Consider the following 26,187-nt stretch of genomic DNA (forward strand, 5'->3'; position numbering starts at 1 on the left):
TGCCGGGAGGCAGGCTGTTACGGCCCTCTTAGCGCTTCTATTCGTATTATCTCCAGAACGTGATTTTCTCCGAATCTAATCGAACGGATTCATAACCTTCCTCTTTGGCTTTTCCAATGGAAATGATCATAACCGGAACGTAGCGCTCCTCCTCCAAATCGAATGCTTTGGCCACTTGATCCGTTTCAAAGCCCGCCATCGGATTCGTATCGTACCCGTGCGCGCGAGCGACCAGCATGAGCTGCATGGCAAAAAGGCTGCTATCGATTTTGGCGACTTCAACCAGCAGTTCTCTAGGCAGCGTCGGGAACATCGACAGGATCGTTTTCAGCTGGCTGTCTCTCACCTCTGCCGGCATTTTACCTTGCTCCACAGCGGCATCGTATATTTCTTGCGCATAGGCATAGCTTTGGATATCCCCGAAAATGATTAGCATGGCGGACGAAGTGTCGTTCTGCAGCGTGTTAAACCGTACGAGCGGCCGAAGTTTTTCTTTTCCCTCCGGTGTATCCACCACCGCGACGCGCCAAGGCTGCATATTGGCAGAGGAAGGAGCCAAGCTGGCTTCCGATATGATTTCGCGCAGCTCCTCCTTCGATATTTTAACGTTTTCGTCATAGTTGCGAACGGAACGCCGGCCCTTCACAATGCTGGCAAAATCGTTATTTTGAATATGGTTGAACATCAAAACCTCTCCCTTTGATAACCGTGATTTTTTGACTTGGCATTTGCCATCGGTTATCCTACTCGCATTATGGACTATGAACTTAAGTTCATAGCAACAGGTAAAGGAGAGGTCTCCTGATGAGAATAAACGATGTTGCTAAATTGACGGGTCTGCCGATCTCCACCTTGAGATTCTATGAACGCAAAAATATAATCCCGGACACATTCGTTAAACGAGATCCGAATAATTACCGCATTTACTCGGAGGAGGTAGTCGACTATCTCAATGACGTGAAGACCCTTCTATCCTTAGAATTCTCGATCGAAGAGCTGCGTTTGTTGGTCGATCAACAGCATCATTTCTCATCCGAGGCCAAGAAAAAAGTGGTGGAGCAGAAGCTCATCGAAATCGAAAATCTTCAGCGGCAGCTGCAAAAGTCGAAAGCATTTTTGAAGGCCATCCTGGAGGGGGAAGCCAAGTTTCAAACGAAGTGTTGAGGAGGAACAAGCATCATTTTCGATGGTCGGGTCTGTAACAATAGGAAGGGGCAGAGACGATGTCCAGACACTGGATTGAAGACCAAAAGTATTTGCTTGCTGCTATTGATAAATATCGGTCTCAGATCGAAGGGGAAAATTTAATTGAACAAAAGAAAATGACTTTAAGATTTGCTCAAAACCTACACAACGAAACGCCTGAGTTAAATCACAGGACGGTACACTCAATAAATGAACGTTTGCCCTACCTTGATAATTTGCTTGCTGGCGTATTCGAGGTTCATAATTACGCTGCTAAAGATCAACACTTATACTTGACACGACCAAGAATGAACGGAAACAGAGATTTTAACGCTTGTAACACGCGTCATTCGTATAATGGAGCAGTTCAACGATAGGTCACAACCGGAGGCGACACCTTAAACATGCAGCCTGCCGGCTTAATCGGGAGTTTTGCGAAACTTCTTGTCTGCAAAAAAAATTAGACTTCCTCTTGAACGTTACGTTACGTAATGATTTATAGTGAACTTAGCAACAGGACAAAGTATGGGAAACGTTCAACAACGAACAAGATAAATTCCAAATTGAAGGAGAGATGGACATGAGAAAGCTCGTATTGTTCATGCATGTATCGCTGGATGGGTATGCGTCGGATTCGGAGGGAGGCCTGGGTTGGATTCCTTACAACGAGGAATTTGAGAAGTACGCCGAGGAGGTCGTAGCCGAAGTCGGCTCTCCCGTATACGGACGTACGACGTATCGGATGATGGAGAGCTACTGGCCGACGGTGCTGGACGATCCGAACGAGTCGACGCACAGCTTAGAGCATGCTAGATGGGTGCAAGATGTGAAAAAGATTGTCATTTCCAGCACGATGGACAAGGCGGAATGGAACAATACGATGTTGATCAAGGACAATATCGCGGAGGAGATCAAGGCGCTCAAAGAGCAGCCGGGCAAAAATCTCGTAATCTTCGGCAGCCCTGGGGCTGCGAAGACGCTGCTGGAGCTCGGCCTGATCGATGAGTTCCTACTGACGATTTGTCCGGTCGTCCTTGGCAGTGGAAAGTCGGCATTCGACGGCGTCGAGAAGATCCGGCTCAAGCTGCTGTCCAGCCGCACATTTGACTCGGGCATTATCGCGACCCGCTATGCGGTGGAGAAATAGTCGAGACGTACAAAGTGTTCCGCTCGAACGGAAGCTTTACTTTGATGCAACAGCCTGCCGGTGGGATCCGGCAGGCTGTTTGGCTAACAAGCAGGAGCGTTCAATCGTTTCCCAAATGGAGGGGTATGATGAACAAGTATGTAATTTATATAACTGCAAGCGTGATTTGTATCTTGATACCCGTTATTGGTCTTTTGTATGGTTTGTGGGATATCCATCAACCTAAAACTGGGCCTGTCGGAGACGGAAAACCGAATTATCCCACCATTCCTCAACTGATACCTATTGTTTCTTGTTTTATTCTTGGAGCAGTGAATCTGCCTTTTGCCATAATGCGATACAAACAAAACAAAAAGACAAAGGAAGGCAGGTAACCTGTATTTGCACATTATGAATAAAGAAGCAGGGCTTCGCCCGAAGAACCCTTACTAAAAGGATGTGTTTGATGTGAATCTAAATTTAATAGAAAAAGAAATCGAATCCAAAATAAGATTTTATGACGGTATTCACTTAACGGAATTTGAGGGGCTATCTAATCGATGGAGTGAGATATCAACAATTATATATCAAGAAATATTTAATTATATCAATGACGATCAATTATGTTCGGAAGATTCATTTCCGATTCGCAGTAAACTATCGGGCAATTGTTATATTCATTCTATTTCGTACATTAAAAGCTTAGATCCGCAAGGCGTTCAAATCATGATTGATACCAGATTAACGGAATATTTGCCTGCAGGCGAAGAGGACTATCTGGGATTGGAAATTACTATATTTGCAAATGCAATAGACGGAGAACTTGTAGTATGTGGTGTTGATAGCTCTTCAATTTAACGAGTATCACAATCCGCGGAGGTGGCAAGCAGATGGGAGTTGCACAAAAAGGCAAACGAAAACTCGAGCATAACGGCAGGTCTTACTTTTGGTATGTCCAACAAAACGATGAAGATTTTGGGCGAATGAGTCTTAATATTATTTCGGAAGATAAGAAATTTATAGTTTCACGCCTCATTGCTCAGTCAGTTGAAGATAAGACGCCTCATATAGTAATAAAGGGATCGGAGTTTGTTGGCTTAGAAAACCATGATCGAACTGGGTGGGTAAGAGTCCAAACGCCAACTTGGGATGACCGTATAATCACGCCTGGACTTGTTAAGACGATTATCGAATGGTGCCTGGGTCCAAAAGAACAACTCGTTTTCGTTGATTGGAATGGGAATCTCATTTAATAACTGCGAAAAGCGTTATGCGTCTAGAAAGGAGGAACATTTATGCTGAAGATATTTAGAGAACTCATTCATTCAACAGATAATAAAGACGAAGATGCAGCACTTTCAATACTGGAAGCCCTGTCTCGACACCATAAAGAAATAGAATTAGACAGGACGTATTGGGTTTCCGAATGGTCGTGGACCCCACTCACTGATGGTATATTTTCATATAAGCAACAAATCAGTTATTCTCGAATCAGCGGCAGCGTTATCGCATTTTATTCTAAGGAGAACAACAGAACCTACTTCCCCTGGGACATTTATGAAAGCAAAGAGGAATGTGATGAAGTGTGTGAACTGAAGAATGACTTTGGATATGCTTGGGATAACGCACTTGAAACGTTTATTGATAGACATGGCTTGCGAGCAAAGCGTTAAGCGCGCATCTGCAGGAGGAGATGGATGTTGGAAATGAGAAATTGGAAGAACATCGAGGCGGTTAGTTTCGGCGGCGGAGAAACAGATGAAGGATGGAACTACTGGGAAGTAAGTATTTGCGGTGAAAACGATGCCCCTGATGACGAGGATGCTAATAACCTCACGGAGCTCGCGAACGTGCGTGTCGTTGCCGTCCAGAAAGATAACACCATCGACCTGTTCACTCAGTTTATTTACAAGGCGCCAGAAGCGGAGGACTACGAGCCGGTTAGCTCGAGAGTTAACGCGATCATGCTTGAAGAAAAAGAAAAATTGCTCGAGACAGCCGCTTACGATATCGAGCACGGGTGGAATCAAGACCACGGCACTCTATGTGTCGACATTGACGACGTGATTTAAGCCCTTCACAGGGTCTTTTTTATTTCGCAGTGTTTAAATACCGACGACAGGAGAAGTCTAAATGATTACGCTCAGAAAAATTACGCTGGAGAATCGGCGTGCAATGTTTAACTTGGAAGTCTCAGAGGACCAAAGGGGGTTTGTTGCGTCTAATCTGTCAAGCGTTGCTTCGTGTTATGTACTCTTAACTAATGGAGGGCATCCATTTCCATTTGTCATATACGCGGATGAGCAGCCCGTTGGATTTGTTATGTTGGCTTATGGAATAACAGGATACGATGAACCGTCTATCGCAGAAAATAACTATTGCATCATGAGATTGATGATTGACAAGCAATACCAGAACAAGGGTTATGGTCGGGCGGCTATGAAAAAAATCCTGGAATATATCCGTACCTTCCCCGCTGGACCCGCACATTACTGCTGGATTCCTTATAAATCCGAAAACGTTGCTGCTAAAAAGCTCTATGAAAGCTTCGGCTTCCGTGATAATGGTGAAGTCTTCAACAATGAATCAATAACCGTATTGCGACTCTGACTTGCTACCGATATACAAATTGTTTTCCGAATGTTATATTTTCCCTTAAGAGAACGAGCGCCAAGGCTATTCCTTATTTAGTAGCCGTTCCAAGGAGGAAATCCCTGTTGTTGCATTTAATTAAACAATGCTTGCGCATTGCTGCGACATCCTTGTTAGCCTTTCCAGTTTTAGTGGCAGGAAGAGAAGGTGCACAAGCCTCCCCGGTATCAGTTGGCAAGGAAATACAAGCGCAAGTGCATTTGAAGGTCAACAATTACTATGTGCTCTTCACTGCTCCCGATGTCTCTTACATTGATGCAAATAATAGACTTATGCTGCCGCTGCGCGCCGTTGGTGAATTGCTAGGTGCGGATGTCAATTATGACGCCAAACTTCACAGCGCTACGGTGTCCTTGGCAAAACATCAAGTGGAGTTGACGCTAAACGCCAATACCGCTTTGTACGATGGCACGATCGTTAAATTGGACACGATGCCCGTAATGAAACAAGGCCAGTTCTTTATCCCTGCAAAAGTGCTATTGAACGGACTCCATATTAAAGCTGAGTATGAAGAATCGTTGCTCTCCATTTCCATCCCCGATGGAAGTGAAAGAAGAAGCATCACGCAACGCCTCAACGAATTCGGGGAATTTCAAACGGTCGGTCATTTTCGGCCGCTTTATTTCAAAATGAACCTGCCGCCCGCAGGCAGTAAAGATAAACGTATTTCGCTTACCTTTGTCGCAAAGAACGTATCCGGCAACGACTTGCCGGCAGGGACAGAAGACTTCCATACCGCTGATGTTACTATTGGCGGATACGGTTTTTCCGATCCCGTTCCCGAGCGTTCGCGTGAGGCCGTTCCTGCTGGCAGCACTTATGAGGTTAACCGAACGCTATACGCCTCGGAAGGCTCTTTGAAGTATATTTTGGTTTCTGAATAAGCTTGGCAAAGAAACTGAAATCCAATTTGCTGGTTATGTATTGGGCGTATCGCGACCCGCGGGTGCCGTTGTTTGCGAAAATATTTGCCATATGCGTTGTCGTATATGCGTTCAGCCCCGTGGATTTGATACCGGATTTTATTCCGGTTCTTCGACCGTGTGGGCTGCCTGGTATTGTTATCGGGTGCTGCTAGCTTAACTTGCGTAAATATTTATATCGTAAAAAACTGGGCCATTACGATCCCGGTGAGAGCTGAATAAAAGAATCTCTAGATACGAACGGTAGACGGCTAGAAGTCCGGCTGCCGTTTTTTTACTCCGTATTCGTGTGATTGCAACTCCCTAAATAAGTTAAGGTGGTTGAATCGTCATTACGGATATTCGTACGACGAAGTCGATATGCATCATTAGTTTGAAACCATACAAAATCAGCTGAATTGTAGGGTGGAGTAAACTGCCAGGAGGGATCAAGTGCTTTTTCATTTTAGCGAGCAAGCCGATATCGAAATTTTCGTACCTAGAGAAAAACAAAATCGGCCCGATTTTCCTCCAGTCGTGTGGGCCATCGATGAGGAACATGAGTTTACGTATTATTTTCCAAGGGAATGTCCTCGAATCGTTTGTAGAAAAGATGAGACGACAACGGAACAACATACGCAGCTTTTCTTTAACAACTCGATGGCCGACACTATCGTTACGGCAGAAAGTGATTGGTATAGCAAAATCTCAAATCAGATTATTTTCAGATATAGCTTTGAAAATGAGGGTTTCGAGCTTTTCGACAAAACTGCCGGCTATTATATATCTCGTCACACGGTCACGCCGAAGGCCGTTGATACTTATGGAAACTTGATAGAGAGATTGATCCAAAAAGGGATTGAAATCAGATTTACTACGAATCTTGCTCCGCTTAGAGAAGCAATCCTGGCCTCGGATTTTAAAGGGTTCGGCATACATCGGTTTGATAACGCGAAAAGATGATAATTCGCAGCCGCTCCGCAAGAAACGTGGAATGCCGGATTGCCCGGCTGGCGGCAGTATTGCGCAACGATTTTTCAATCATAATCGTCTTTATATCATGGTATCTTCTAAAAGAAGGAGGGAACGCGTGAAGATTATACATCGCTTAACCCTATTCGCTGTATTGCTCCTTGTAGCCTTAACGGGGTGTGGGAATTCAAATAAAGAAGATATCAAGGAACAACAACAAGCAATTGAACACTCAAAAACGATCGGACAAGTATTTATCGACACGAGCCCATTTGCCGGGAGTGAAGCGGAAATAATAAAGTTAGTGAATCAGGCCGCTGAATTCCAGAACAAGGGAGATACAGCTTCGTATTTCTCTCTATTTCATTCACAGCTCGATCCCAATAGAAAAATGCCAACGCATAAAATCAGCAAGTTAAAATTAGAATCCGTTCAGGTTATGGATGAACAATCAGCCATTGCAACCGTATTTGTCACTACCGAATCCGATGGCGAGTATGCGAAGATGTATACTTTCACACAAGAAGATCACGCTTGGAAGATTGCAGATATTGACTGAATGAAATCGAGCCTTATAACTTTCGGAGGTGTAAATTGATCTATCTGGAGACGGAAAGACTAAAATTACGCGATTGGGAAGAAGCCGACCTGGAGCCATTCTGTCGAATGAATGCGGATGAAACCGTGATGAGGTATTTTCCTAAAACGTTATCGGCCGAGCAGACAACCGCGTTTTATCGCTCGATCGCGGCCGAGTTTAAAGAATGCGGGTTCGGATTTTACGCGGTGGAAGAAACGCAAAGTCAAGCGTTTATCGGGTTTATAGGGTTTCATAGGGCAACATTCGAGGCTGACTTTACGCCTTGTATTGAAATCGGATGGCGGCTGAAAAAAGAAGCTTGGGGAAAAGGATATGCCACCGAGGGGGCGACTGCCTGCTTACAGTATGGCTTTAATGAGTTAGGTTTTAACGACATTTATAGTTTTACGGCTGAAGTGAACAAGCCTTCGGAAAATGTGATGCGCAAAATCGGTATGCGTTTTGTTCGCACATTTAACCATCCGAAAGTCGAAGAAGACAGTCCTATAAGGAAACACGTTCTTTTTCATATCGGGTCGCATTGCTAGGCATCACCCATTTCATAGAGGAAAGGAAGTTTTAAGGATGACGCAGCAGCGCAGACAACGAATGGAATGGCATACAGGCGCATGGCTCAACCCTCCCCAAAGCTTCCGGGAGGAAGGCGAATTTTTGAAGGTGTCGCCGGAAAAAGGGAGAGACTTTTGGAAAAAGACCTTGTACGGATTCGAATATGAAGATGGGCCGGCATTGCTTGCTCATTGGGATCCCGAGACTGCGGTTGAAGTGAGTTTTCAACTCGATTCCTTTACGGAGCTGTACGATCAGGCAGGCCTGCTGCTATACCACGGTCCCGGGCAATGGACTAAAACAGGGATTGAAATAAACGATGGCATTCCTCAACTCGCTACAGTGGTGACGGACGGGTATTCGGACTGGTCGCTTACGGCGGTGCCTGAATGGGCGGGGGAGGAAGTGACCGTACGCGCATCCATCCTCAAAGAAGCCGTCATTATCCGGGCGCGAAGCAAAAAGCATGCTTGGCGGACCATTCGCGTCGCAAGATTCCCTTATCCAACGGGTAACCAGGCAGGCCCGTTTGCATGTTCGCCGACCCGGGAGGGTTTTGAAGTTACTTTCACTAGATGGGAACTGACTGCGCCTGATCAAGATCTCCATGTCGACCCTCCGGTTGAAGCGTGACAGGTCCGTTTGATTTACTATTTGCCGTCCGCATGATATAAGGGAAGTATGATGAGCGGCGGGAGGACACGCCATGAACAAGGAAGACCAGGTTCTCGCAAGCTTCAGAGACCTGTACAACAAGCTGGTATGGCTCAACAAGTCGAAGATGGAGGTTAGCCTCAAGGGGCACAAGCCCTCAGAGGTGCACTGCATCGAATACATTGCCCAACATGCGGATTCCAATGTGACCAAGCTTGCGGAGTCCTTCTATATGACCAGAAGCGCCATCAGCAAAATAGCGAAAAAGCTCATGGAAAAGGGGCTTATCGAAAGTTACCAGAAACCTGAAAACAAAAAGGAAATTTACTTCAGGCTTACGGCGCAAGGGGAGCAGGTTAACCGCATCCATGAGAAGCTGCACAACGAATTTCGCGAGCGGGACAAGGCCGTTTTTGAACAGATAACCGATGCGCAATACGACAGCATGTTAAGCTTCGTGGAGCGGTACAGCAGGCATTTGGATGCGGAAATCAAGAAACAGGGCGTCGAGATGACGTCGGAATAGAAAGCCATAACGATGGAACCCTGGCAGCCAACTCTTTGGAGTATAGGCTGCTTTTTTATGCTTTTATTTTTGTTGACGAGGACACAAAAAGGCGTTACGATGTGATTGTGTTTCCAAGGAAACAAAATATTGAACATCAAGAGGAGAATGCCAGTGTTCCAATCCAGATCCAAGTCTGACCGGCACCCAGCGCAAAGCATAGATAGGAAGGCACTGTTATTCGGTCTCATGTCCGTGTTTTTATGCGGAATCGGCTTCAGCATCATCGCGCCTGTCGTCCCGTTCCTGGTGCAGCCGTATAATAGCGATCCGGCAGCGCAAGCCATCGCCGTTACGCTGCTTACTTCCGTTTACGCATGCTGCGTGTTTTTCGCAGCTCCCGTACTTGGCGCCCTCAGCGACAAATATGGCCGTCGTCCCTTGCTGCTGCTGTGCCTATTGGGTTCCGCGATTGGCTACTTCGTATTCGGATTGGGCGGCGCGCTGTGGATCCTGTTTGCGGGGCGCATCATAGAAGGGATAACCGGCGGCAGCATCGGCACCCTATTCGCCTACTTTGCAGACATCATCCCACCGGAGCAGAGAACCAAGTATTTCGGTTGGGTGAGCGCGGTCGTCGGCGTAGGCACCGTCATCGGCCCGACGCTGGGCGGGGTGCTGGCCAAGCTCGATTATGCCGCACCTCTGTATTTTGGAGCCGTCATCACTTTACTGAATGTTGCATACGGATACTTCTTTATGCCGGAGAGCCTGGACAAGAACAGGAGGCTGAAGGCGATTCCCCTTGTAAGACTGAATCCGTTCGCCCAGCTTGCAAGCCTGCTTTCCATGAAAAGCTTGAGCAGACTCCTTATCTCCGCATTTCTGCTATGGGTACCGAACGGATCGCTCCAGGCCGTATTTTCTCAATTTACCCTGGACACCTTCAACTGGAAGCCGGCAACGATCGGACTCCTGTTTTCCATCATGGGCGTGCAGGACATCCTCTCCCAAAGCTTGATCATGCCCAAGCTTCTGAAAAAGCGAAGCGATAAACAGATCGCGATTATCGGGATGAGCGCGGAGCTCGTCGGCTACGGTATGTTTGCGGTATCCGCGTTGTTCTCCTTTTATCCGCTCTTTATCGCGGGCATGTTCGTATTCGGCTTTGGCGATTCGATTTTCGGCCCTTCCTTCAATGGGATGTTATCCAAGTCGGTCGATTCGAGCGAACAAGGAAGAATCCAGGGCGGCAGCCAATCGATTCAGGCATTAGCGAGGATGATCGGGCCGATCATTGGAGGGCAGGTTTACGTATCGCTTGGCCACGCCGCACCTGCATTAATGGGCGTGATTCTTATTGCGGCTGCGGTCCCTGTGTTGTGGGGCAGGAGGAGACCGGCATTGTTAAAATGAGTGCGTAGGGATCAGATTGAATTTCTAGTCATTTCTCAGCCGAACAGCAAGGGAGATCGAGTGCTCGATTCGAAGCCGCCGATTTTATAGCATAGTAGCGTAATTAAGCAAGAGACCAGCAGGAGTGAAGGACTGAGTCTGTCCGGAGCTGCTGCTTTTTTTACATATGTTGGGCAGGATCGTTCTGGCGAACAACGAATATTAACGTTACAGTGCAGATACTGAGGAGATCCCGAATGAATAATAAAATGCTTTTTATTTCGTTCGTCACGCTCGGTTTTCTTATAACTTCATTGTTGCTACTTGTGTGGCTGCTGCAACAAAATAAGCCTCTTCACGATCAGCTTGGAGAGGCGATATTAAAGGCAGATCCAAACTATAACGAAATCGTTCATTTGCATGCAGATCAAAAACAAACGATCGCTTTTTACAAAACGAATAAGTCAGAGTTGGGCGTTTTATCGCTTAAAAAGAATTTTCGTAGATACAAAGTCGATGATTACCTAGGCAAAACCTCTATTTTTACAGATCAGAAATTAAGCTGGCACGGTACGGAAAAACAAATCAAACATCCATCTGCTGTACGGTCTGGTTAAAGATCCGGATATCACCCAGATTTTTTTGATAAGCGAGGTCAATAAGACAGCCCAAATGATTAATGATGGCGAGATTATCCTTTGGTATTCTTTGATAGAAAGCAGGTTGAAGTTGCCTATAACGATTCAGGCGACGAATAGAGAAGGAAAAATAATGTATGAATATGGCGACATAGACTTTTGGAGTAAAGCAAAAATCGAAAATAAGGAGGGGGCAACATTCGCAACAAAGAATTAGCGGAGATCATCCTGCACATACGAGGATACATGGGGAAAGACACAGAACTGCTCTGGTCCAAGTACGATGACATTAACGACCTGATCGCTGAGCTTGATGATGTCCTGGAGCGCCTCCAGCGCAAGGACCTATCGGTTTTGCCCGAAATCGCCGCTATGTTTGCGCCTACTGCATCGCTTCAAGAAATCTCGCTATCGAATGGATGGGGCGAGGCTTTTTTATATTATTCGGGACGCGTTGACGATCTCTTGCTTGATTAACGTCTCGGGAAACGATAAACGACGGCGGGGCGGCTATTATAGCAATCTAAAAGAAACGGGGAATCGAATAAAAAGATATATTTAAGACAGAGAATCCGCATGAAGGAGGAAACCTGATGCTATTTATGCTGATCGTCAAAGCCTCGCACCATTCGGAAGCCGGGAAGCTTCCGAGCGCGCAGCTCAGGGAGGCTATGTCGAGGTACAATGAAGAATTGATAGAAGCCGGAGTAAGGATTATGGCAAAGGGGCTGCACCCGAGCTCAAACGGACTGCGCATATCGTTTCCGAAGCCGGGGGAGGAGCCGGTCGTCACGGAAGGCCCTTTTGCGCCGTCGCCGGATTTAGTCGCGGGATTCATCCTTATCGACGTGAAGTCGAAGGAAGAAGCGGTCCATTGGGCCACGAGGATGCCGGACCCGCAAGGGCACGGGGAAGGGCAGATCGAATTGCGGCAGGTGTTTGAGGCGCCGGATATTACGGAGGAATAACGTCTATGCGCGAATATATTACGGGAGTAACTTGCATTTACGTACCTGTGAATGATGTGTACGAGTCGATTCAATGGTATCAAAAAAACTTGGGGTACCAACCGGCAAGCAGCGAGCGTATGGAGCCTGGGATGACGACGGCCGTTTTAAACGTACCCGACCAGAATGGCGACTTGCCTTCGCCGGGGTTAAGGCAAGTCGTCCCTGCGCTGTTCCTCCACAAGTCCGATGAAGAAGGCGGTCGCTTACGTTTCTCGTGGTCTTTGGATCAGGGCAGGCCCCATGCCATCGCGTGCTTCATCTCGCCGCGGATCGAGGAGCTCCTGGAGCGCTTCAAGAAAAACGGCGTAAATATTATCGGTGAACGGATGACCAGCGGACCCAATATAACGTTTGCCGATCCGGACGGCAACCTGTGGGAAGTCTGGCGGCCGTAGTGTTCCAATCGTTTTGCCATGTTTGATGAGCGTTAAGGCTGAAGCAGCCACCGGTGCATCTCGGGAAATAGCCGGCCCCACGTAGATTCGTGGTGCGTCCCGTCCGGCACGCAGTCGAATCGGACGCGGCTCTCCGGAACCCCCGCTGCGACTATGGCCTGGCGAGCTTGCGTGACGTGCTCCAGAGCTAGTTTATTAAAATCAGGATTGTCGGTCTCCTGCTCTCCGATGCTCAAGTAGACGCGCAGCGCTGGAGACAGCGCCGACTCCCGGAGCAGCTGCATGATCGCGCCTTCGTCGTGCCACATGACAAAGGAAATCCCGCCCACGCGGCCAAACCGATCGGGGTAACGAATTGCCGCAAACAGCGAGATGTAGGCGCCGAACGAGCTGCCGCCAATCATCGTATGCGCCGCCTCGGGAAGCGTCCGGAAGCGGCTGTCGATATAAGGCTTCAGCGTCTCCGCCACAAACGCGACATGCGCCTCCCCTTTTCCCCCGAAGCCATATTCCGAATTAATCGCGAAGTTATATTCGTGATTGCGCTGATCGTCCCCGTGATCGACCGCGACCACGATCGCCTCCAGCGTGGGATCCTCCTGCGACATCTGCTCCATCGCCTCGTCGACGCCCCACTCGGTTCCCCACGACGTCGCTTGATCGAATACGTTTTGACCGTCATGCAAGTACCAGACCGGATAGCTGCGAATTCCTTCGTTATAACTCCTCGGCAAATAAATCCACACTCTCCGCGCAATCTCAAGCTGCGGGATCGGGAATGCGTCTATGATTCGGACGTCGCCGGATAGGGTGTGGGCAGCCTCGTCTATGAGAACCTCTCTCCAAGGCAGTGGATCGCTAATCGTCATGAATGAGTCTCCTTGTACAATCTTCTCATTTAAATCCAGAAGGACGGCGTATAGTCGTTATCGGTAAGTTTAGCATGGTCGAGTTCTTCCGCGATCGTTTGAATGCCCTTTTCAATCTCCTGTTCATCTGTGCGCATCATGCTCATCCGCAGCAGGTTCGGCTTGGGAAAAGTGGGGAGGAATTGCTGGTCCGCCCGGAGCACGTCGACGCCCCGTTCGCTTAACCGCTTGGCAAGCTCCTCCGTATGGATGCCCGGTAGATTAATTGCGGCAAAGATCCCTCCGCTGGACGGGATGGAATATAGAAAGGCCTTGGGCAGCAGTCGGCTCGAGGCTTCCTTTAGCTTGCGCATTCGCTGGCCGTACATGGCTCTCATTCGCTTGGCATGATGCGCGTACATGCCGGATTGCATAAAAATCTCCAGCACCCCTTGCGAGAGCACGGATGTGCTCAGATCCGCCGTTCGCTTATGCTGCTGAAGGGAGGGCACCAATGTCTTCGGGACGGCCGCAGCGGCGAGTCTCAGTCCCGGCAGCATGACTTTTGAAAAGCTCCGAAGGTACAGGACATGACTGGAGCCGCCGTAAGCCCATATCGGATCCGCTTTGCTGTCGGTTTCAAAGTCCGCTAAATAGTCGTCCTCGACGATATACACATCGTACTTTTGCGCGAGATCCGCTATTCTTTGCTTCTCTTTTGGCGTATAAGAGGTGCCTAACGGATTATGAAAACGCGGAATCGTATAGAAGAACTTGATCATATTGCTTTGAAAATGGCGTTCCAACGCGGTCCAGTCTATGCCTTCGGGCGTTCTTTCGATGCCGATGACGGTTTGGTTTTGCGCTTTTAGCGACTCCAGCATCCCCCAGTAGGTAGGTTGTTCCACCAGGATGTTCGTTTTGCCGTTGGGGAAAGGCATTCCGTTCAGCAGATGAAGCGCTTGCTGGGCGCCTGAAAACACAAAGATCTGCCGCTCCGAAGAAAAGACTTGTTGTTTATGAAACAGCTGCACCATTTCCTGTCGCAGGGACAACAATCCTTGCGGATCGGGATAGGTGAAGATGGAATCTTCGAATAAGGCCATCGCCTTGTTCAGGCATTGCCGAAAATCCGTTTGAGATAGTGAAGAGGGTGCCGGCGCCGCCGACGTAAAATCGATGCGTTGCTTTTGGAGCAAGGGTAAAAGGGCTTCCTGGGCGACGACGTAGTAGCCGCTTTTCGGGCGCGAGTAGATGAGATGCTCTCTTTCGAGCTCCTGATAGGCGCTGATGATCGTATTGAGGCTGCATGAAAAGGCTTGGCTTTGCTCTCGTATGGAGGGCAATTTTTGCCCCGGAATAACAAGACCGTCGACGATATCCGAGCGGATCCGGGAGATCACCGCTTGCTTTTTATTTGTCATCGCTGCTCCCCCTAAATTGCGATCTGTATCCTTACAGATGCGATTATTGTGGATGTACGTGCACATCTGTCGCTATTATAATGCAGATTATCGAATAAGCGTAAATATGGGGTGTACAGCATGAACCAAACAACAGGCGGGTGGATCAACGGATTTTTAGGCGTGCTTGTCTTCAGCGGCTCCCTGCCGGCAACGCGATTGGCGGTTATGGATTTCGATCCGCTGTTCCTTACGGCATGCCGCGCTGCCATTGCCGGGATATTGGCGGCTGGATTGCTGGTTATCTTCAGGCAACAACGGCCCGTTGTTAAAGAGATTTTCCCGCTTGCGTTAGTGGCGTTATGCGTTGTCGTAGGGTTTCCGCTGCTGACCGGCTTGGCGCTTCAATATGTCGCCACTGCGCATGCGATTGTCTATGTGGGCTTGCTGCCGCTATCGACCGCCGTTTTTGGGGTACTGCGGGGTGGCGAGCGCCCTACGCCGGCGTTTTGGGTGTTATCGGCGCTAGGGAGCTGCCTTGTAGCGGGATATGCATTGGTTAATGGAGCCGCAGCATCGCCACTCGGCGATGGGCTCATGCTGGCGTCGATTACCGCGTGCGGGTACGGGTATGCCGAAGGCGCGCGACTATCGCGGAGACTGGGCGGATGGCAGGTCATCTCCTGGGCGCTCCTCCTATCGCTGCCGCCAATGTTGGTTATTGCGTTGTGTACGATGCCTCAATCTTGGGGCAGCATTCGATTGTCATCTTACTTGAGCCTTGGCTATGTCTCGCTGTTCAGCATGCTGATCGGCTTCGTGTTCTGGTATCGCGGTCTTGCGCAAGGCGGCATAGCGGCGGTCGGGCAGCTGCAGCTCCTCCAACCCTTCTTCGGCCTGCTGCTCTCGGCTCTTGTCTTGCATGAATCCGTTGGCTGGCCGGTCTTTATCGTGAATACGGGCGTTGTCCTGTGCGTGGCGTTTGCGAAACGATTCGCTTCAAAATAAAATGGAGGTAACTGGATTCGTAGCAAAATAACGAGGTGAATCGATTGAACCTGGATGCGTATCAAATTCGGGCAGCGGAGCAGGAAGATTGGGCGCCAGGCTGGGATGCTATCGATGAAGCATTCGAAAAGCTTTATCCCGGACAGACGCCGGCCCATTACGGGACAGATATTCATGTACGCGCCCTGTTCGGGGGAGATAACTTCCTGGACGGCTATAGCATCTATCAGTCTGAGAATGGATATAAGCATATGCTGACGTATGGAATGACGGAGCTTTACGTGGAGGAACAATCCTTTGGAGGCGAATGGAGCCGGTGGGGCTATGAAATGACATTCAAGTTGAAGGAAGAATCGGTAGAAAACTGTTTGTGGGCCATCGATATGCTTTCGAATCTTGCCAGGTATACGTACACGCGTGAAACTTTCTTCGAGCCCTTTCAGTATATCGCAGGGAATGGAAGCTCGATACACGTCGGCGTTGAATCTGCGATTACAGCCTTGATCGTCGTAAGCGATACGGAAGCTGAAGGGATTAATACCGTTCATGGCAAGGTTGATTTCAATCAATTGGTTGGAATAACGCAACGAGAGCTAGATCTATTGAAAGAGGACGGCACTCGAATTCATCGCTTAATCGAGAACATGAAGCGGGATAATCCGTTTCTGATGACGGATATGAACCGGACGCAGTCTTATTTATAGCAGAAGGCTAGAATCGCGCATCTGCAGGAGAGAAATTGAGGCTACGAGGTTGACCGAGGCACCCTATGGGTCGACATCGACGTGATTTAAGCCCTTCACAGGGTCTTTTTTATTTCGCGTGTCCCCATACCAACGACAGGAGAAGTTTATATGATCACGCTCAGAAAAATGATGCTGGAGAAACGGCGTGCAATGCCCAGGTGGACGCGCAGCGCAGGAGACAGCGCCGACTCGCGGAGCGGCTGCTTGATCGCGCCTTCGTCGTGCCACATGACAAAGGAAATGCCGCCGATCTCGGCCAATCCGGCGAGCACAACTATCAAAATGGCGATAAACAACAGGAAATGCCCCTGTCCAACGCGAACTTTTGTATGACAAGCTTAACCGGAAATCATCTTATATTATAAACAATATACGCTCGCTGAAGGGAGTCATCGCGCACATGATCGCAATTCCCGATACTTTTAAAAAAAGAATGCATGAGCTCCACGGCGAGGAAGGATCCGCATGGACGGAGGCGTTGCCCGGGTTGGTTCACGAGTTCGCACAGCGTTTCGGCTTTGTCCCGGAGCAGCCCTTTTCCAACTTATCTTACAACTTCTTGCTTCGCGCGAAGCGCAGCGACGGCAATCCGGTCGTCCTTAAAGCGTCGTTCATGAAAGAAGAGCTGTCCAGGGAAATCAAGGTGCTTCGCGCCTACGAGGGGCGGGGAACGATCCGTGTGCTGGATGAAGACGAGGACAGGGGCACGGCTTTGCTTGAATGCGTAGAACCGGGCACGCCGTTATCGGCGATCGAGGACGATGCGGCCGCGACCGAGATTTTTTGCGAAGTATTTAACGGCCTTCATCTCTCGGCTCCGACCGATGCGGGATACCATTCCATGAAGCGGCACTTCGCGGGCATCGAGCGATATCGCGAGAGGCAAAGCCGCGGGGAGAGCGAAGCTCCGCTGCCGGAGAGCTGGCTGGAAAATGCGGAAGAATGCCTGGCCTATCTCATCTCGACGACGAGCGAGGATGTTCTGCTGCACGGCGATCTGCATCATGAGAACATCCTGCTCCGCGGCGAATCGCAATGGGCGGTCATCGATCCGAAAGGCGTCGTCGGCGACATCCATTTCGAGACGATCCAATACCTGCTTAACTACGAAGATCGAGGCGGCGATCGCGAGCAAGTGCTGCACAACAGAATCGCCGTCATGGCCGATCGTCTCGATCTGGACCGTCGCCGGATCGCGATGTGGGGCGTCGCGCGAGGCGTGCTCGACGCGTGTTGGACGATTGAAGACGGAGGAACGGATTGGCAGCGGGGGATCGGCATATCGGAGCGCTTTGCGGGCTATTTGAACAAGCTGTAAATGAATAACGGAGCTTCGCGCCAAGCGAACGTTCGTTATTCATAATAGCCTTCGGTAGATTTTCTCAACGTTCCGAATTGATCCGCATCGTGCCCGAACCACACTTGGGCGTTCGTGCGGGCAGCCAAAGCGCGAATTTTCTCTACTGTGTTTCGATAGCCGATCGTATCGTAAATAATGCCTGGCGGCTTGACCGGAGGCCCCAAACTTTCCGCGGTATAAATAGCATCGGAGGCCAGAATGATGCCGCCGCTTTCTGGCATTTCGATCTGAAGACCTAACATTCCCCATGCATGACCGCTTCCGAAATTCAAGATTTTAATACCCTCCGCCAGCTCCAGGTTGTCTTCTCCCGGTTTGACCGTTTTCCATTGCAACCCGTTTTTGATCCAAGCGTCTATATCGGCCCACGCATAGGCACCCTCTTTTTCATGGCGGGCGTAAGTCTGCAGCGCGCCGTTAAACTCATCCTCATGGACAATAATGGTCGCATTCGTGAACAATTCGAGGCATCCCGCATGGTCCAGGTGCAGGTGGGAGGCAACGACATACTTGATTTCCTCGGGTCTGACCTTAAGCTGCTCCAGCCGGTTATGCAGGTAACATTCCTCGCTTGCCACCCAGGGAGACGACTGTTGTGTCGACTGGGCCCAACGCCCTTCGGCGCCCATTGCATCTGGATTGCAGGCAGTATCGAACAAAATTTTCCCCTCGGGATGATCGATCAGCACCGTATAAATTGGAAATTCCACAAATTGTGTCCGGGCATTCGGATTGTTAATGGTTGCCGGATTGTGCATGGATATGATCCAATTTTTGTCCATGCTCATGCGTCCGTTATCCAATACGTATAGCTTGGGATGCGTCTTCACGATATTTGTCATCATGATTTACCTGCCTGTCGAAGGAATCCAGCTCGTGCGGCGCCGCTCAGGGCTGGTATAGACATACAGTAATGCAAAAAATAAAATGATAAAAGTAGGCACTTTAAGGTGTCCAGGGAGCTTCATTGTGCATAGGAGGGGACGGTTTGGCTCATTCAGCAACTAAGCGATCTGATATTACGTTATCCAATTGCGGCTATAGCAAAGTTCTGGACATTATCTCCAGCAAGTGGGCCGCCCTTGTTATATACGCCATGGAAAACGGCAAGATCAGATATGGGCAAATGCTGCGGAGGGTGGAGGGGATATCTAAAAAAATGCTTACCCAGACGGTACGCAAGCTGGAGCGCGACGGATTGGTGCAGCGACACATTACGCCTACCGTGCCTGTAAGCGTCGAGTATTCACTAACCGCATTGGGGGAATCGCTGCTTCAGCCGATGAAGACGTTAAGGCAGTGGGGAAGAGACAATTACACGCAGGTCGTAGAGGCGCGGGTGAAGTACGACTTTGTTGGTACGCCGGATTCAGTCCCTACATCCCCTATCACGTCGAGCTGATATCGACGGACGCAACGGCAGCAGGTCATTTGATCTGCTGCCTTTTTTGTTGAACGGAATGGCTTGGCCAGAAGGGAATCAAAAGATCTGAGTTGACGATATCGACCGGGAACGGTTAAACTACAAATAAATTATAAATCATAAATTTATCAGATAATTTATCGTCAAACGTTGGCGTATCGATTGGAGGATGTGCATGAGTTCCGAATTGTTCGTAAAAATACGGTCCGAGGATTTATCCGAGAAGGTATACGAGCGGCTTAAAAAGGCGATTACGACGAATGTTATCAAGCCGGGCGAACGGATCGAAATGAATACGTTGTCCGATCAGTGGGGGGTTAGCCGAACGCCCGTGAAGGATGCGATCGCCAGACTCGCAAACGAAGGGCTTGTGGAGGTCCGAGCGAAAGTAGGAACCTACGCCACGCGGTTCACGACAAAGGATATGCTCGAGCTATTCGCGATTCGCCTGCTGCTTGAGGGCGGGAGCTGCGACGACATGATCCGGCATGTCACGGAAGAGCAGATCGTTCACCTGGAACAAACGCAGTCGTTGCTCGAAGACGAGCTGCGAAAAGACAAAAATGAATTTGATTATTTCGCCTTTAACCAGCTGGACGCCGCCTTTCACGAGCAATTGATCGGAGCAACCGGCAACGATAGATTGTTCGAGGTTTATCGCTCGCTTAACTTCCATACGCAAGTCGCACGGTATTATTACGACCAGTACGAGACAAGAGCGGAACAGACGATCGGGGAGCATCGGGAAATGATCGAGGCCATCCGTCTGCAGTCGGTTGAAAAACTGGCGAGCGTTGTTCGGCAGCACATTCTGGCCGGCCAAGAAAGGTTGCGGAACGACGGAGAATGAATGGGAGGGAAGAGAGAAATGCGTTTTCATGCCAAGGCCGCTCTTGTTACCGGGGGAAGCAAAGGAATCGGACTCGCTGTCGCCCGGCTGTTCGTCCGTGAAGGCGCTTCCGTGGCCATCGTTTCTAACGAGGAAGCTGCGGACGCAGCGGAACAATTAGGCGAATTGGCGGGAAGCCGGCGGGCGATCGCCATTCGGGCGGACGTGTCCCGGCGCGAACAAGTGCAGGCGGCGGTCCGGCAGGCGTCCGATGCGTTCGGCGGAATCGACATTCTGGTGAATAGCGCTGGCGTACAGCGATACGGCGATGTCACCGAGACGGATGAATCCGTGTGGGACGAAGTGATCGGCGTAAACTTGAAAGGAATGTTTCTAACCTCCAAGTATTGTATCCCGGAAATGAGAAAACGGGGCGGAGGCGCGATCGTTCATGTGTCGTCCGTCCAAGCGTACGCTGCCCAGCAGAGGGTGGCGGCTTATTCGGCCTCCAAAGGCGGAATCAACGCCTTGACCCGCGCGATGGCGGTCGACCATGCGGCAGACCGTATTCGCGTAAACGCAGTCTGCCCGGCCTCCGTCGATACGCCGATGCTGCGCTGGGCCGCGGACCTGTTTAAAGGAGAATCGACGCAAACGGAAGTCCTGCGCTCCTGGAGCAATATGCATCCGATCGGCCGGGTGGGGACGGCGGAGGAAGTTGCGGAGCTGATCGCCTATCTGTGCAGCGACCAAGCTGGGTTTATTACCGGGGCCGATATCAAGATCGACGGCGGGTTGCTGGCGACGATAGGCGTGAAGCTGCCGGATTAGCGGCACAAGGAAGGGGATACCGGGATGAAAATCGTAGATTTGCGGGCTACCACCGTTGCTGTACCGCTTGAAGCGACTTTGCGGCATGCCATGGGTGCGCATTGGGGACGGTTCGTACGGACGATTGTCGAGATCGAGACGGACGAGGGCATTATCGGTTACGGGGAAATGGGAGGAGGCGGCGAAAGCGCGGAAATGGCTTTTGCCGGACTGAAAAAGTACTTGATCGGCCACGATCCGTACTTATTGGAGGATCTGCGCTTTAAAATCTGCAATCCTACGGCGAGCTTGTACAACAATAGGACGCAGCTGCACGCGGCCATCGAGTTCGCCTGTCTGGATATTATAGGGCAGAAGCAGGGCGTTCCCGTTCATGCGCTTCTTGGGGGCAAAGTGCGGGATCGGGTTCCGTTCGCCAGCTATTTGTTTTTCCGTTCGCCGAACGAGCCGGGAGTTCCGGGCGAAGTCAGAACGGTAGAGCAATTGGTCAAGCATTGCGCCGATTTAAAGCGGGAGCACGGCTTTTCGGTGCATAAACTGAAGGGCGGCGTGTTCCACCCGGATTATGAGCTGGAGTGCTATCAAGCGCTGGCTGCCGCATTCCCGAACGACAAACTGCGGTATGACCCTAATGCTGCGCTGAGCGTGGAGGAGGCTATCCGGTTCGGGCAGGCGATCGAATGTCTGAACAACGACTATTTCGAAGATCCCACATGGGGATTAAACGGGATGCGTCGCGTGCGGTCGATGGTGCGCATTCCCACGGCAACGAATACGGTAGTCGTTAACTTCGAGCAGCTTGCCGCCAATATCCTCGATCTGGCTGTCGATGTCATATTGCTGGATACGACGTTCTGGGGCGGAATCAGGCCTTGCATCAAGGCGGCCGGCGTATGCGAGACGTTCCAGCTCGGATTAGCGGTCCACTCGTCGGGAGAGCTTGGCATTCAATTGGCGACGATGCTTCACATGGGCGCGGTCATCCCGAATTTGTCCCATGCGGCAGATGCGCATTACCATCAGTTGCTTGACGATATTTTAGTCGGCGGCAAGATGAAATACATAAACGGCGCCATCCAGGTGCCGGACGGTCCGGGACTCGGCATCAAGGTCGACCGGGACAAGGTGCGTCAATACGCGGAGTTGTATCGCGAGCTTGGCGGATATGCGTATGATCAGGACCCGGTCAGACCGGGATGGTTCCCGCTTGTCCCGAATGAGCGATGGGCGGATCCCGTCGGAAGTTGACCGGACGCATTTGCCGAACATTTCTCATCCGACACCGCTATTCACAGGAGGTGGCACCGTGGATAAAACCCCGTTTTGGAACGGGATGCAGGCGAGCATGCCGATGGATCGGGCTTCCGTATTTTTCGACGGCGTCTTTACGGAACCGCAGTTGAATCATCCGGAAGGGATCGCCATCGACTCTCAAGGACACATATGGTGCGGAGGCGAAAAGGGAGAGATTTTCCGCATCGACCGGGAAGGCCGCACGATCGAGCAGCGGGCTTCGACAGGCGGATTTACGCTGGGACTGGCTTTTGACGGGCAAGGAAACTTATATAGCTGCGATTTAAAGTTCGGAGCGGTATTCCGCTTGAACACCGCAACGGGAGCGCTGAGCCGGTTCGCCGATGGCGACGGGCGAGGCGGCCGCATGCGCATGCCCAACGTTCCGGTCGTGGACGAGAAAAACAGATGGCTCTATGTAAGCGACAGCTTCGATGCAGAGCAGCGCGGACCCGGGATCTGGCGGTTTGACCTGGATACGGGCAAGGGCCGGCTTTGGTACGAGTTGCCCTTGCGTTTTGCCAACGGCCTTGCGTTGACCGCGAGCGGCGATGCGTTATACGTGGCGGAAACCTTCGACAGACGGGTGAGCCAAATACCGATCCTTCCCAACGGCGAGCCGGGAGAAAAACAAACCGTCATTGAATTGGACGCACTGCCGGACGGATTGGCCCTGGATTCGCAAGGGCGGGTGTATATCAGTTGTTATGAGCCTTCGATGCTGTTCCGGTGGTCGGAGCCTGCCGGCTTGGAGCTGCTCTGCTACGATCGGGACGCGCACACGCTTTGCCATCCGACGAACTGTGCGTTTCGCGGCAATGATTTGTTTATTTCCAATTTGGGACGCTGGCATATTACCCGGATTTCGAACGTTTTGTAGCGGTGCAGCCACCGGCGCTCCCCGGCGGCAAAGGCTGCCGATATCGGGTCGGCAGCCTTGCCTCGAACGCGGATTATTCCGAATACGCTTAACCGGGATCGCGGAATACCTGGAACTCGCCCAGACCGTTATTGTACCCGGTGCCGCTCGTCGCCTGGAATTTGACCCACGTGACCGACTTGTCGGCGAACGTCAAGACCTTCTCGCTGCCGTCGTTCGGGATGTTCGTCACGGGAATCGTCGTACCGTCGCTGAAGCTAAGCGTTCCGCCGTTGATCGCATCCGTCAGGTTGAACCGGTCGCGCAGCACGATCTTGTTGATCTGCTTCGGAGTGGCCCAATCCAGTCTGATCCAGGGGTTCAGCTCGCCGTTCGACGCCCATTCCTTGCCCGGGGGACCGTCAACGGCATTGCGCTTCGTATACAGCCAATTGTCGTATTCACTGGACGAAGACACGACCGCTTGCGGCGCGACGTTGATTTGCTTGATGACGAAATTGTCGAAATGCACGTGGCTTGCGCTCGTCACATTCGCGCCGACCATGCCGCGGTAATGCGCATCGTCCGTTACCGTCATAAGCAACGTGTCGTTCCGGAATACCTGGATCGAGCTGCCGACCGCTTCGATCCGATACTTGTACCACTGGCCGATCGCTACTGACGGATTGGCGGAGGCGAGCGACGTATAAGCGCCGTTGACGCACTTGTACAGCTCCAGACGATTGGCGGCGACGCCGTCGCCCCGGATTTGCAGCAAGTAAAAATCGCGGTTGCTCGTGGCCCGGAACACCAATCCCCCGATACCGGGATTGCTGACGATCTTTACTTTCGCTTCCAGCGAATAGTCCAGATAGCCGGTTGGCGATCCGGTCATCGCGAAGCTCTGATCGGCGGCCGGCGTTTGGCCGCTCAGCTCGCCCGATTCAACGGTCCAGTTCGCGGAGCTGCCCTTATTCAACGTCGTCACCCAACCGAGCAGGCCGTCGCTGGCGTCGTTAAACGATTTGCGGACGACATCCCCATCCGACGCGTTACGTCCAACGCCATAAACTTTGATGCTGTCGACCGCCATCGCCGCTTGTTTCTCCCAATGCACGCGAAAATCGAGGCTGTTCGCAATCCCGTTGGCCGAGAAAGTGACGTAGAAGTCCTGATAGGCTGAAGGGGCGACAAATTCTTTGCGGAAGATCGGCCGTTGCGCGAGCAGCGTGCCGGTGTTGCGGTCGAACACCTCGAGATCGGCCACTTTCTCGTCGTTGAACGAATTATTGTCGATTTTCAGTTTGAACGCGGCGATATGGCCCGCTCCGGCCGGTATGTCGGCCGCTTGCTGCCCGCTTACGAGGAAGCCCGGACTGTCGTCCGTCGTATTCGCGGACCACGCCGTGCCTGCCTCGGATAACGCCCCGATCTCATGCGTATACGATCCTTCGGCTTCGAACGTCTTCAGCAGCGATACGGAACCTCCCTCGACCGGGTACCGATGCGCGTCTTCATCGTTGAACTTGACCATAACCCGGTCCATGACGATTGGCGCGGTTGCATACCAATAAGTTCTGAACTTCAACGAATGCCCCGGCATGCTCTGGTACGGCAAGATGAAAAATTCGTCATGGTTCGCTTGCTTGAACTGCTTCCGCGTAATCTCTCGACCGACCAGCAAGGCGTTCGAGGTATTGTCATAGACCTCCAGCCGCAGCACCTTGCTGTCGTCCACCGTGTTGTCGTCGATTCGGGCTTTGAATATCGCCAGGTTCTCGCCCCCGGGCATATTCGCTTGCGGCGGACCGGAGACCAGATAACCCGCTGCATCGCTTGCCGGGTCCGCGCGCCATCCGTCCGGGACGGGCTGCCCGATATCGTGCTGCATCGCCTCTGCCTCGAACGAGAGGTCGAAGCCGCCGCCGGACGTATCGTTGGCCAGTCGGTAACGTTTGGCCCATACGACGCCGGCGTCGTTGTAATCCCGCACGTACAGGTACGGGGTATTGCCGATCATGACCAGCGCCGTGCCGTCGTTGCCCCAGGCCGGTGTCCGCCAAGGGATGACCGAGCTCTGCGCATATTTCTCCCAATGGATCAGATCGCTGGACCGGGCCAGCGTCGACGACCAATTCGACCGGCCATAATCGCCCCAGCCGTTCACCGGTACGGGCGCGGAGCTTACTTCATAGCCCATGTAATAGTACCCGTCATAATATTCGATGCTTCTGCGTCCTACGGTACCGCTGTCGATCTCCGATTTGGACAGACTCGTGCGGATGATCGGATTCAGGGGAGAACGCGTCAGATTGTTGAGGGACGTGCCGGTCGCGACGTTGATATAGACGGCATTCCCATCGTAGGAATGGTAGAACAGGTACCAGGTGCCGTCGACTTTGTACAGGTCGGGCGTACCGATGCCTTGCGTTTCATACCAGTAGCTGTGATCCTCGGTCAAGATATCGCCCAACTTTGTAAACGTGTGTCCGCCGTCCGTCGATGTGGCGTAGGCGATATTGAAATTTTGCCCGTAATTATTGCGCTCGTGTACCAAATGAATCGTGCCGTTCTCGTACCATGCTCCGGGGAAAGCGGTATACATGTCGCCGGGACCGGGCGCAATCACTTCGCCGTAGTCGGTGAAATGGATGCCGTCCGTGGTCTTGGCCATGTTGATGCCGTGGCTGTCGGTATGGTCGTAGCCTTCGGGACTGTTATTGTTGTAGAAGGCCAAATACTCGTTTCCCACTTTGACGAAGTCCGGAAAGAAGAGGCCGTTGGAGCCGAGATTGACGCCGATTTTATCGGTCGTGTCCTGTACCCAATAAGATTCGTTGTTCCAAAAGCCGGTCAGATCGGCGCTGTAGCCGCTGTTGCCCGCATACGCTCGATTGCGTTCCCCGGACCATACGGCTATACATAGCAGCAGGCTGACGATCGCCGCGACTGCCAGTCCTCGTGAAGCTCCTTGCGTGTTCATGATATTACCACCCTTCTTAT

The 26,187-nt window shown here is 51.1% G+C and carries 34 protein-coding genes and 1 pseudogene; 29 read left to right on the forward strand and 6 right to left on the reverse strand.

Annotation, left to right across the window (positions count from 1 at the left end):
* Positions 1 to 46: 46 nt before the first annotated feature.
* The gene (locus tag KB449_RS01750; protein ID WP_282906711.1) at positions 47 to 685 is read right to left on the reverse strand and encodes a nitroreductase family protein; all 639 of its coding nucleotides are present in this window, start codon (positions 683 to 685) and stop codon (positions 47 to 49) included.
* Positions 686 to 804: 119 nt separating this feature from the next.
* Here KB449_RS01750 and KB449_RS01755 point away from each other — a divergent pair, with 119 nt between their 5' ends.
* From KB449_RS01755 to KB449_RS01855, 21 genes and pseudogenes are all read left to right on the forward strand, one after another.
* Positions 805 to 1,164, forward strand: a complete 360-nt coding sequence (locus KB449_RS01755) for a MerR family transcriptional regulator (RefSeq protein ID WP_282906712.1) — start codon at positions 805 to 807, stop codon at positions 1,162 to 1,164.
* Positions 1,165 to 1,223: 59 nt separating this feature from the next.
* Complete coding sequence (locus KB449_RS01760) at positions 1,224 to 1,562, forward strand: hypothetical protein (RefSeq protein ID WP_282906713.1); 339 nt, start codon at positions 1,224 to 1,226, stop codon at positions 1,560 to 1,562.
* A gap of 203 nt (positions 1,563 to 1,765) precedes the next feature.
* Positions 1,766 to 2,332 (forward strand): dihydrofolate reductase family protein, encoded by a 567-nt coding sequence (locus KB449_RS01765; RefSeq protein ID WP_282906714.1) that lies wholly within the window; start codon positions 1,766 to 1,768, stop codon positions 2,330 to 2,332.
* Between the two features lie 128 nt (positions 2,333 to 2,460).
* Positions 2,461 to 2,706, forward strand: a complete 246-nt coding sequence (locus KB449_RS01770) for a hypothetical protein (RefSeq protein ID WP_282906715.1) — start codon at positions 2,461 to 2,463, stop codon at positions 2,704 to 2,706.
* 73 nt (positions 2,707 to 2,779) lie between these two features.
* Positions 2,780 to 3,169, forward strand: a complete 390-nt coding sequence (locus KB449_RS01775; RefSeq protein WP_282906716.1) for a hypothetical protein — start codon at positions 2,780 to 2,782, stop codon at positions 3,167 to 3,169.
* Between the two features lie 32 nt (positions 3,170 to 3,201).
* Positions 3,202 to 3,564, forward strand: a complete 363-nt coding sequence (locus tag KB449_RS01780; RefSeq protein ID WP_282906717.1) for a hypothetical protein — start codon at positions 3,202 to 3,204, stop codon at positions 3,562 to 3,564.
* A gap of 42 nt (positions 3,565 to 3,606) precedes the next feature.
* Complete coding sequence (locus KB449_RS01785) at positions 3,607 to 3,984, forward strand: hypothetical protein (protein WP_282906718.1); 378 nt, start codon at positions 3,607 to 3,609, stop codon at positions 3,982 to 3,984.
* A 24-nt stretch (positions 3,985 to 4,008) separates the two neighbouring features.
* Positions 4,009 to 4,383 (forward strand): hypothetical protein, encoded by a 375-nt coding sequence (locus tag KB449_RS01790; protein ID WP_282906719.1) that lies wholly within the window; start codon positions 4,009 to 4,011, stop codon positions 4,381 to 4,383.
* 61 nt (positions 4,384 to 4,444) lie between these two features.
* Entirely contained in the window at positions 4,445 to 4,921 is a 477-nt protein-coding gene (locus tag KB449_RS01795; protein ID WP_282906720.1) for a GNAT family N-acetyltransferase, read from the forward strand.
* A gap of 107 nt (positions 4,922 to 5,028) precedes the next feature.
* Positions 5,029 to 5,847 carry a copper amine oxidase N-terminal domain-containing protein gene (locus tag KB449_RS01800; protein WP_282906721.1) on the forward strand — a complete coding sequence of 273 codons (819 nt, stop codon included), beginning with the start codon at positions 5,029 to 5,031 and terminating at the stop codon, positions 5,845 to 5,847.
* Between the two features lie 44 nt (positions 5,848 to 5,891).
* Positions 5,892 to 5,999: pseudogene (locus KB449_RS01805) on the forward strand (YkvA family protein); the annotation flags it as partial.
* A gap of 319 nt (positions 6,000 to 6,318) precedes the next feature.
* Positions 6,319 to 6,828, forward strand: coding sequence for a DUF6886 family protein (locus KB449_RS01810; protein ID WP_282906722.1), 510 nt, complete (start codon positions 6,319 to 6,321; stop codon positions 6,826 to 6,828).
* A 127-nt stretch (positions 6,829 to 6,955) separates the two neighbouring features.
* Complete coding sequence (locus KB449_RS01815) at positions 6,956 to 7,396, forward strand: hypothetical protein (protein ID WP_282906723.1); 441 nt, start codon at positions 6,956 to 6,958, stop codon at positions 7,394 to 7,396.
* A 35-nt stretch (positions 7,397 to 7,431) separates the two neighbouring features.
* Positions 7,432 to 7,965, forward strand: a complete 534-nt coding sequence (locus KB449_RS01820) for a GNAT family N-acetyltransferase (protein ID WP_282906724.1) — start codon at positions 7,432 to 7,434, stop codon at positions 7,963 to 7,965.
* A gap of 37 nt (positions 7,966 to 8,002) precedes the next feature.
* Complete coding sequence (locus tag KB449_RS01825; protein WP_282906725.1) at positions 8,003 to 8,620, forward strand: DUF1349 domain-containing protein; 618 nt, start codon at positions 8,003 to 8,005, stop codon at positions 8,618 to 8,620.
* A gap of 73 nt (positions 8,621 to 8,693) precedes the next feature.
* On the forward strand, positions 8,694 to 9,167 hold the full coding sequence (locus KB449_RS01830) for a MarR family transcriptional regulator (RefSeq protein ID WP_282906726.1): 474 nt from the start codon (positions 8,694 to 8,696) through the stop codon (positions 9,165 to 9,167).
* Between the two features lie 153 nt (positions 9,168 to 9,320).
* A complete protein-coding gene (locus KB449_RS01835; RefSeq protein WP_282906727.1) occupies positions 9,321 to 10,562 on the forward strand; it encodes an MFS transporter in 1,242 nt (413 codons plus the stop codon).
* A 236-nt stretch (positions 10,563 to 10,798) separates the two neighbouring features.
* Entirely contained in the window at positions 10,799 to 11,158 is a 360-nt protein-coding gene (locus KB449_RS01840) for a hypothetical protein (RefSeq protein ID WP_282906728.1), read from the forward strand.
* Between the two features lie 267 nt (positions 11,159 to 11,425).
* Positions 11,426 to 11,656 (forward strand): hypothetical protein, encoded by a 231-nt coding sequence (locus KB449_RS01845; RefSeq protein ID WP_282906729.1) that lies wholly within the window; start codon positions 11,426 to 11,428, stop codon positions 11,654 to 11,656.
* A 116-nt stretch (positions 11,657 to 11,772) separates the two neighbouring features.
* Positions 11,773 to 12,147 carry a YciI family protein gene (locus KB449_RS01850; RefSeq protein ID WP_282906730.1) on the forward strand — a complete coding sequence of 125 codons (375 nt, stop codon included), beginning with the start codon at positions 11,773 to 11,775 and terminating at the stop codon, positions 12,145 to 12,147.
* Between the two features lie 5 nt (positions 12,148 to 12,152).
* Complete coding sequence (locus tag KB449_RS01855; RefSeq protein WP_282906731.1) at positions 12,153 to 12,584, forward strand: VOC family protein; 432 nt, start codon at positions 12,153 to 12,155, stop codon at positions 12,582 to 12,584.
* A gap of 32 nt (positions 12,585 to 12,616) precedes the next feature.
* Here KB449_RS01855 and KB449_RS01860 read toward each other — a convergent pair whose 3' ends face one another.
* The gene (locus KB449_RS01860) at positions 12,617 to 13,453 is read right to left on the reverse strand and encodes an alpha/beta hydrolase (protein ID WP_282906732.1); all 837 of its coding nucleotides are present in this window, start codon (positions 13,451 to 13,453) and stop codon (positions 12,617 to 12,619) included.
* Between the two features lie 29 nt (positions 13,454 to 13,482).
* On the reverse strand, positions 13,483 to 14,856 hold the full coding sequence (locus KB449_RS01865; RefSeq protein ID WP_282906733.1) for an aminotransferase-like domain-containing protein: 1,374 nt from the start codon (positions 14,854 to 14,856) through the stop codon (positions 13,483 to 13,485).
* A gap of 120 nt (positions 14,857 to 14,976) precedes the next feature.
* On the opposite strand from KB449_RS01865, the gene KB449_RS01870 reads away from it, so the two are divergent.
* A complete protein-coding gene (locus KB449_RS01870; RefSeq protein WP_282912710.1) occupies positions 14,977 to 15,843 on the forward strand; it encodes a DMT family transporter in 867 nt (288 codons plus the stop codon).
* Positions 15,844 to 15,887: 44 nt separating this feature from the next.
* Entirely contained in the window at positions 15,888 to 16,547 is a 660-nt protein-coding gene (locus KB449_RS01875) for a suppressor of fused domain protein (protein WP_286672178.1), read from the forward strand.
* Between the two features lie 146 nt (positions 16,548 to 16,693).
* On the opposite strand, the gene KB449_RS01880 is transcribed toward KB449_RS01875, so the two are convergent.
* Entirely contained in the window at positions 16,694 to 16,885 is a 192-nt protein-coding gene (locus KB449_RS01880) for a hypothetical protein (RefSeq protein WP_282906735.1), read from the reverse strand.
* 104 nt (positions 16,886 to 16,989) lie between these two features.
* On the opposite strand from KB449_RS01880, the gene KB449_RS01885 reads away from it, so the two are divergent.
* Positions 16,990 to 17,907, forward strand: coding sequence for an aminoglycoside phosphotransferase family protein (locus KB449_RS01885; protein ID WP_282906736.1), 918 nt, complete (start codon positions 16,990 to 16,992; stop codon positions 17,905 to 17,907).
* A 35-nt stretch (positions 17,908 to 17,942) separates the two neighbouring features.
* Here KB449_RS01885 and ahlS read toward each other — a convergent pair whose 3' ends face one another.
* Positions 17,943 to 18,791: an AhlS family quorum-quenching N-acyl homoserine lactonase gene (gene ahlS, locus KB449_RS01890; RefSeq protein WP_282906737.1), complete on the reverse strand. Its 849-nt coding sequence runs from the start codon at positions 18,789 to 18,791 to the stop codon at positions 17,943 to 17,945.
* Between the two features lie 146 nt (positions 18,792 to 18,937).
* Between ahlS and KB449_RS01895 the strand changes: the two genes are divergently transcribed.
* The 5 genes from KB449_RS01895 to KB449_RS01915 all read left to right on the forward strand — a co-directional run bounded on the left by KB449_RS01895 (position 18,938) and on the right by KB449_RS01915 (position 23,205).
* On the forward strand, positions 18,938 to 19,351 hold the full coding sequence (locus KB449_RS01895) for a winged helix-turn-helix transcriptional regulator (protein WP_282906738.1): 414 nt from the start codon (positions 18,938 to 18,940) through the stop codon (positions 19,349 to 19,351).
* Between the two features lie 196 nt (positions 19,352 to 19,547).
* Complete coding sequence (locus KB449_RS01900; RefSeq protein ID WP_282906739.1) at positions 19,548 to 20,222, forward strand: GntR family transcriptional regulator; 675 nt, start codon at positions 19,548 to 19,550, stop codon at positions 20,220 to 20,222.
* 18 nt (positions 20,223 to 20,240) lie between these two features.
* The gene (locus KB449_RS01905; RefSeq protein ID WP_282906740.1) at positions 20,241 to 21,032 is read left to right on the forward strand and encodes an SDR family NAD(P)-dependent oxidoreductase; all 792 of its coding nucleotides are present in this window, start codon (positions 20,241 to 20,243) and stop codon (positions 21,030 to 21,032) included.
* 24 nt (positions 21,033 to 21,056) lie between these two features.
* On the forward strand, positions 21,057 to 22,280 hold the full coding sequence (locus tag KB449_RS01910) for an enolase C-terminal domain-like protein (protein WP_282906741.1): 1,224 nt from the start codon (positions 21,057 to 21,059) through the stop codon (positions 22,278 to 22,280).
* A gap of 58 nt (positions 22,281 to 22,338) precedes the next feature.
* Positions 22,339 to 23,205: an SMP-30/gluconolactonase/LRE family protein gene (locus KB449_RS01915; protein WP_282906742.1), complete on the forward strand. Its 867-nt coding sequence runs from the start codon at positions 22,339 to 22,341 to the stop codon at positions 23,203 to 23,205.
* 88 nt (positions 23,206 to 23,293) lie between these two features.
* Here KB449_RS01915 and KB449_RS01920 read toward each other — a convergent pair whose 3' ends face one another.
* Positions 23,294 to 26,167, reverse strand: a complete 2,874-nt coding sequence (locus KB449_RS01920) for a DUF7402 domain-containing protein (protein ID WP_282906743.1) — start codon at positions 26,165 to 26,167, stop codon at positions 23,294 to 23,296.
* Between the last annotated feature and the right edge of the window lie 20 nt (positions 26,168 to 26,187).

Source organism: Cohnella hashimotonis (assembly GCF_030014955.1).
GTDB classification, from domain to species: Bacteria; Bacillota; Bacilli; order Paenibacillales; family Paenibacillaceae; genus Cohnella; species Cohnella hashimotonis.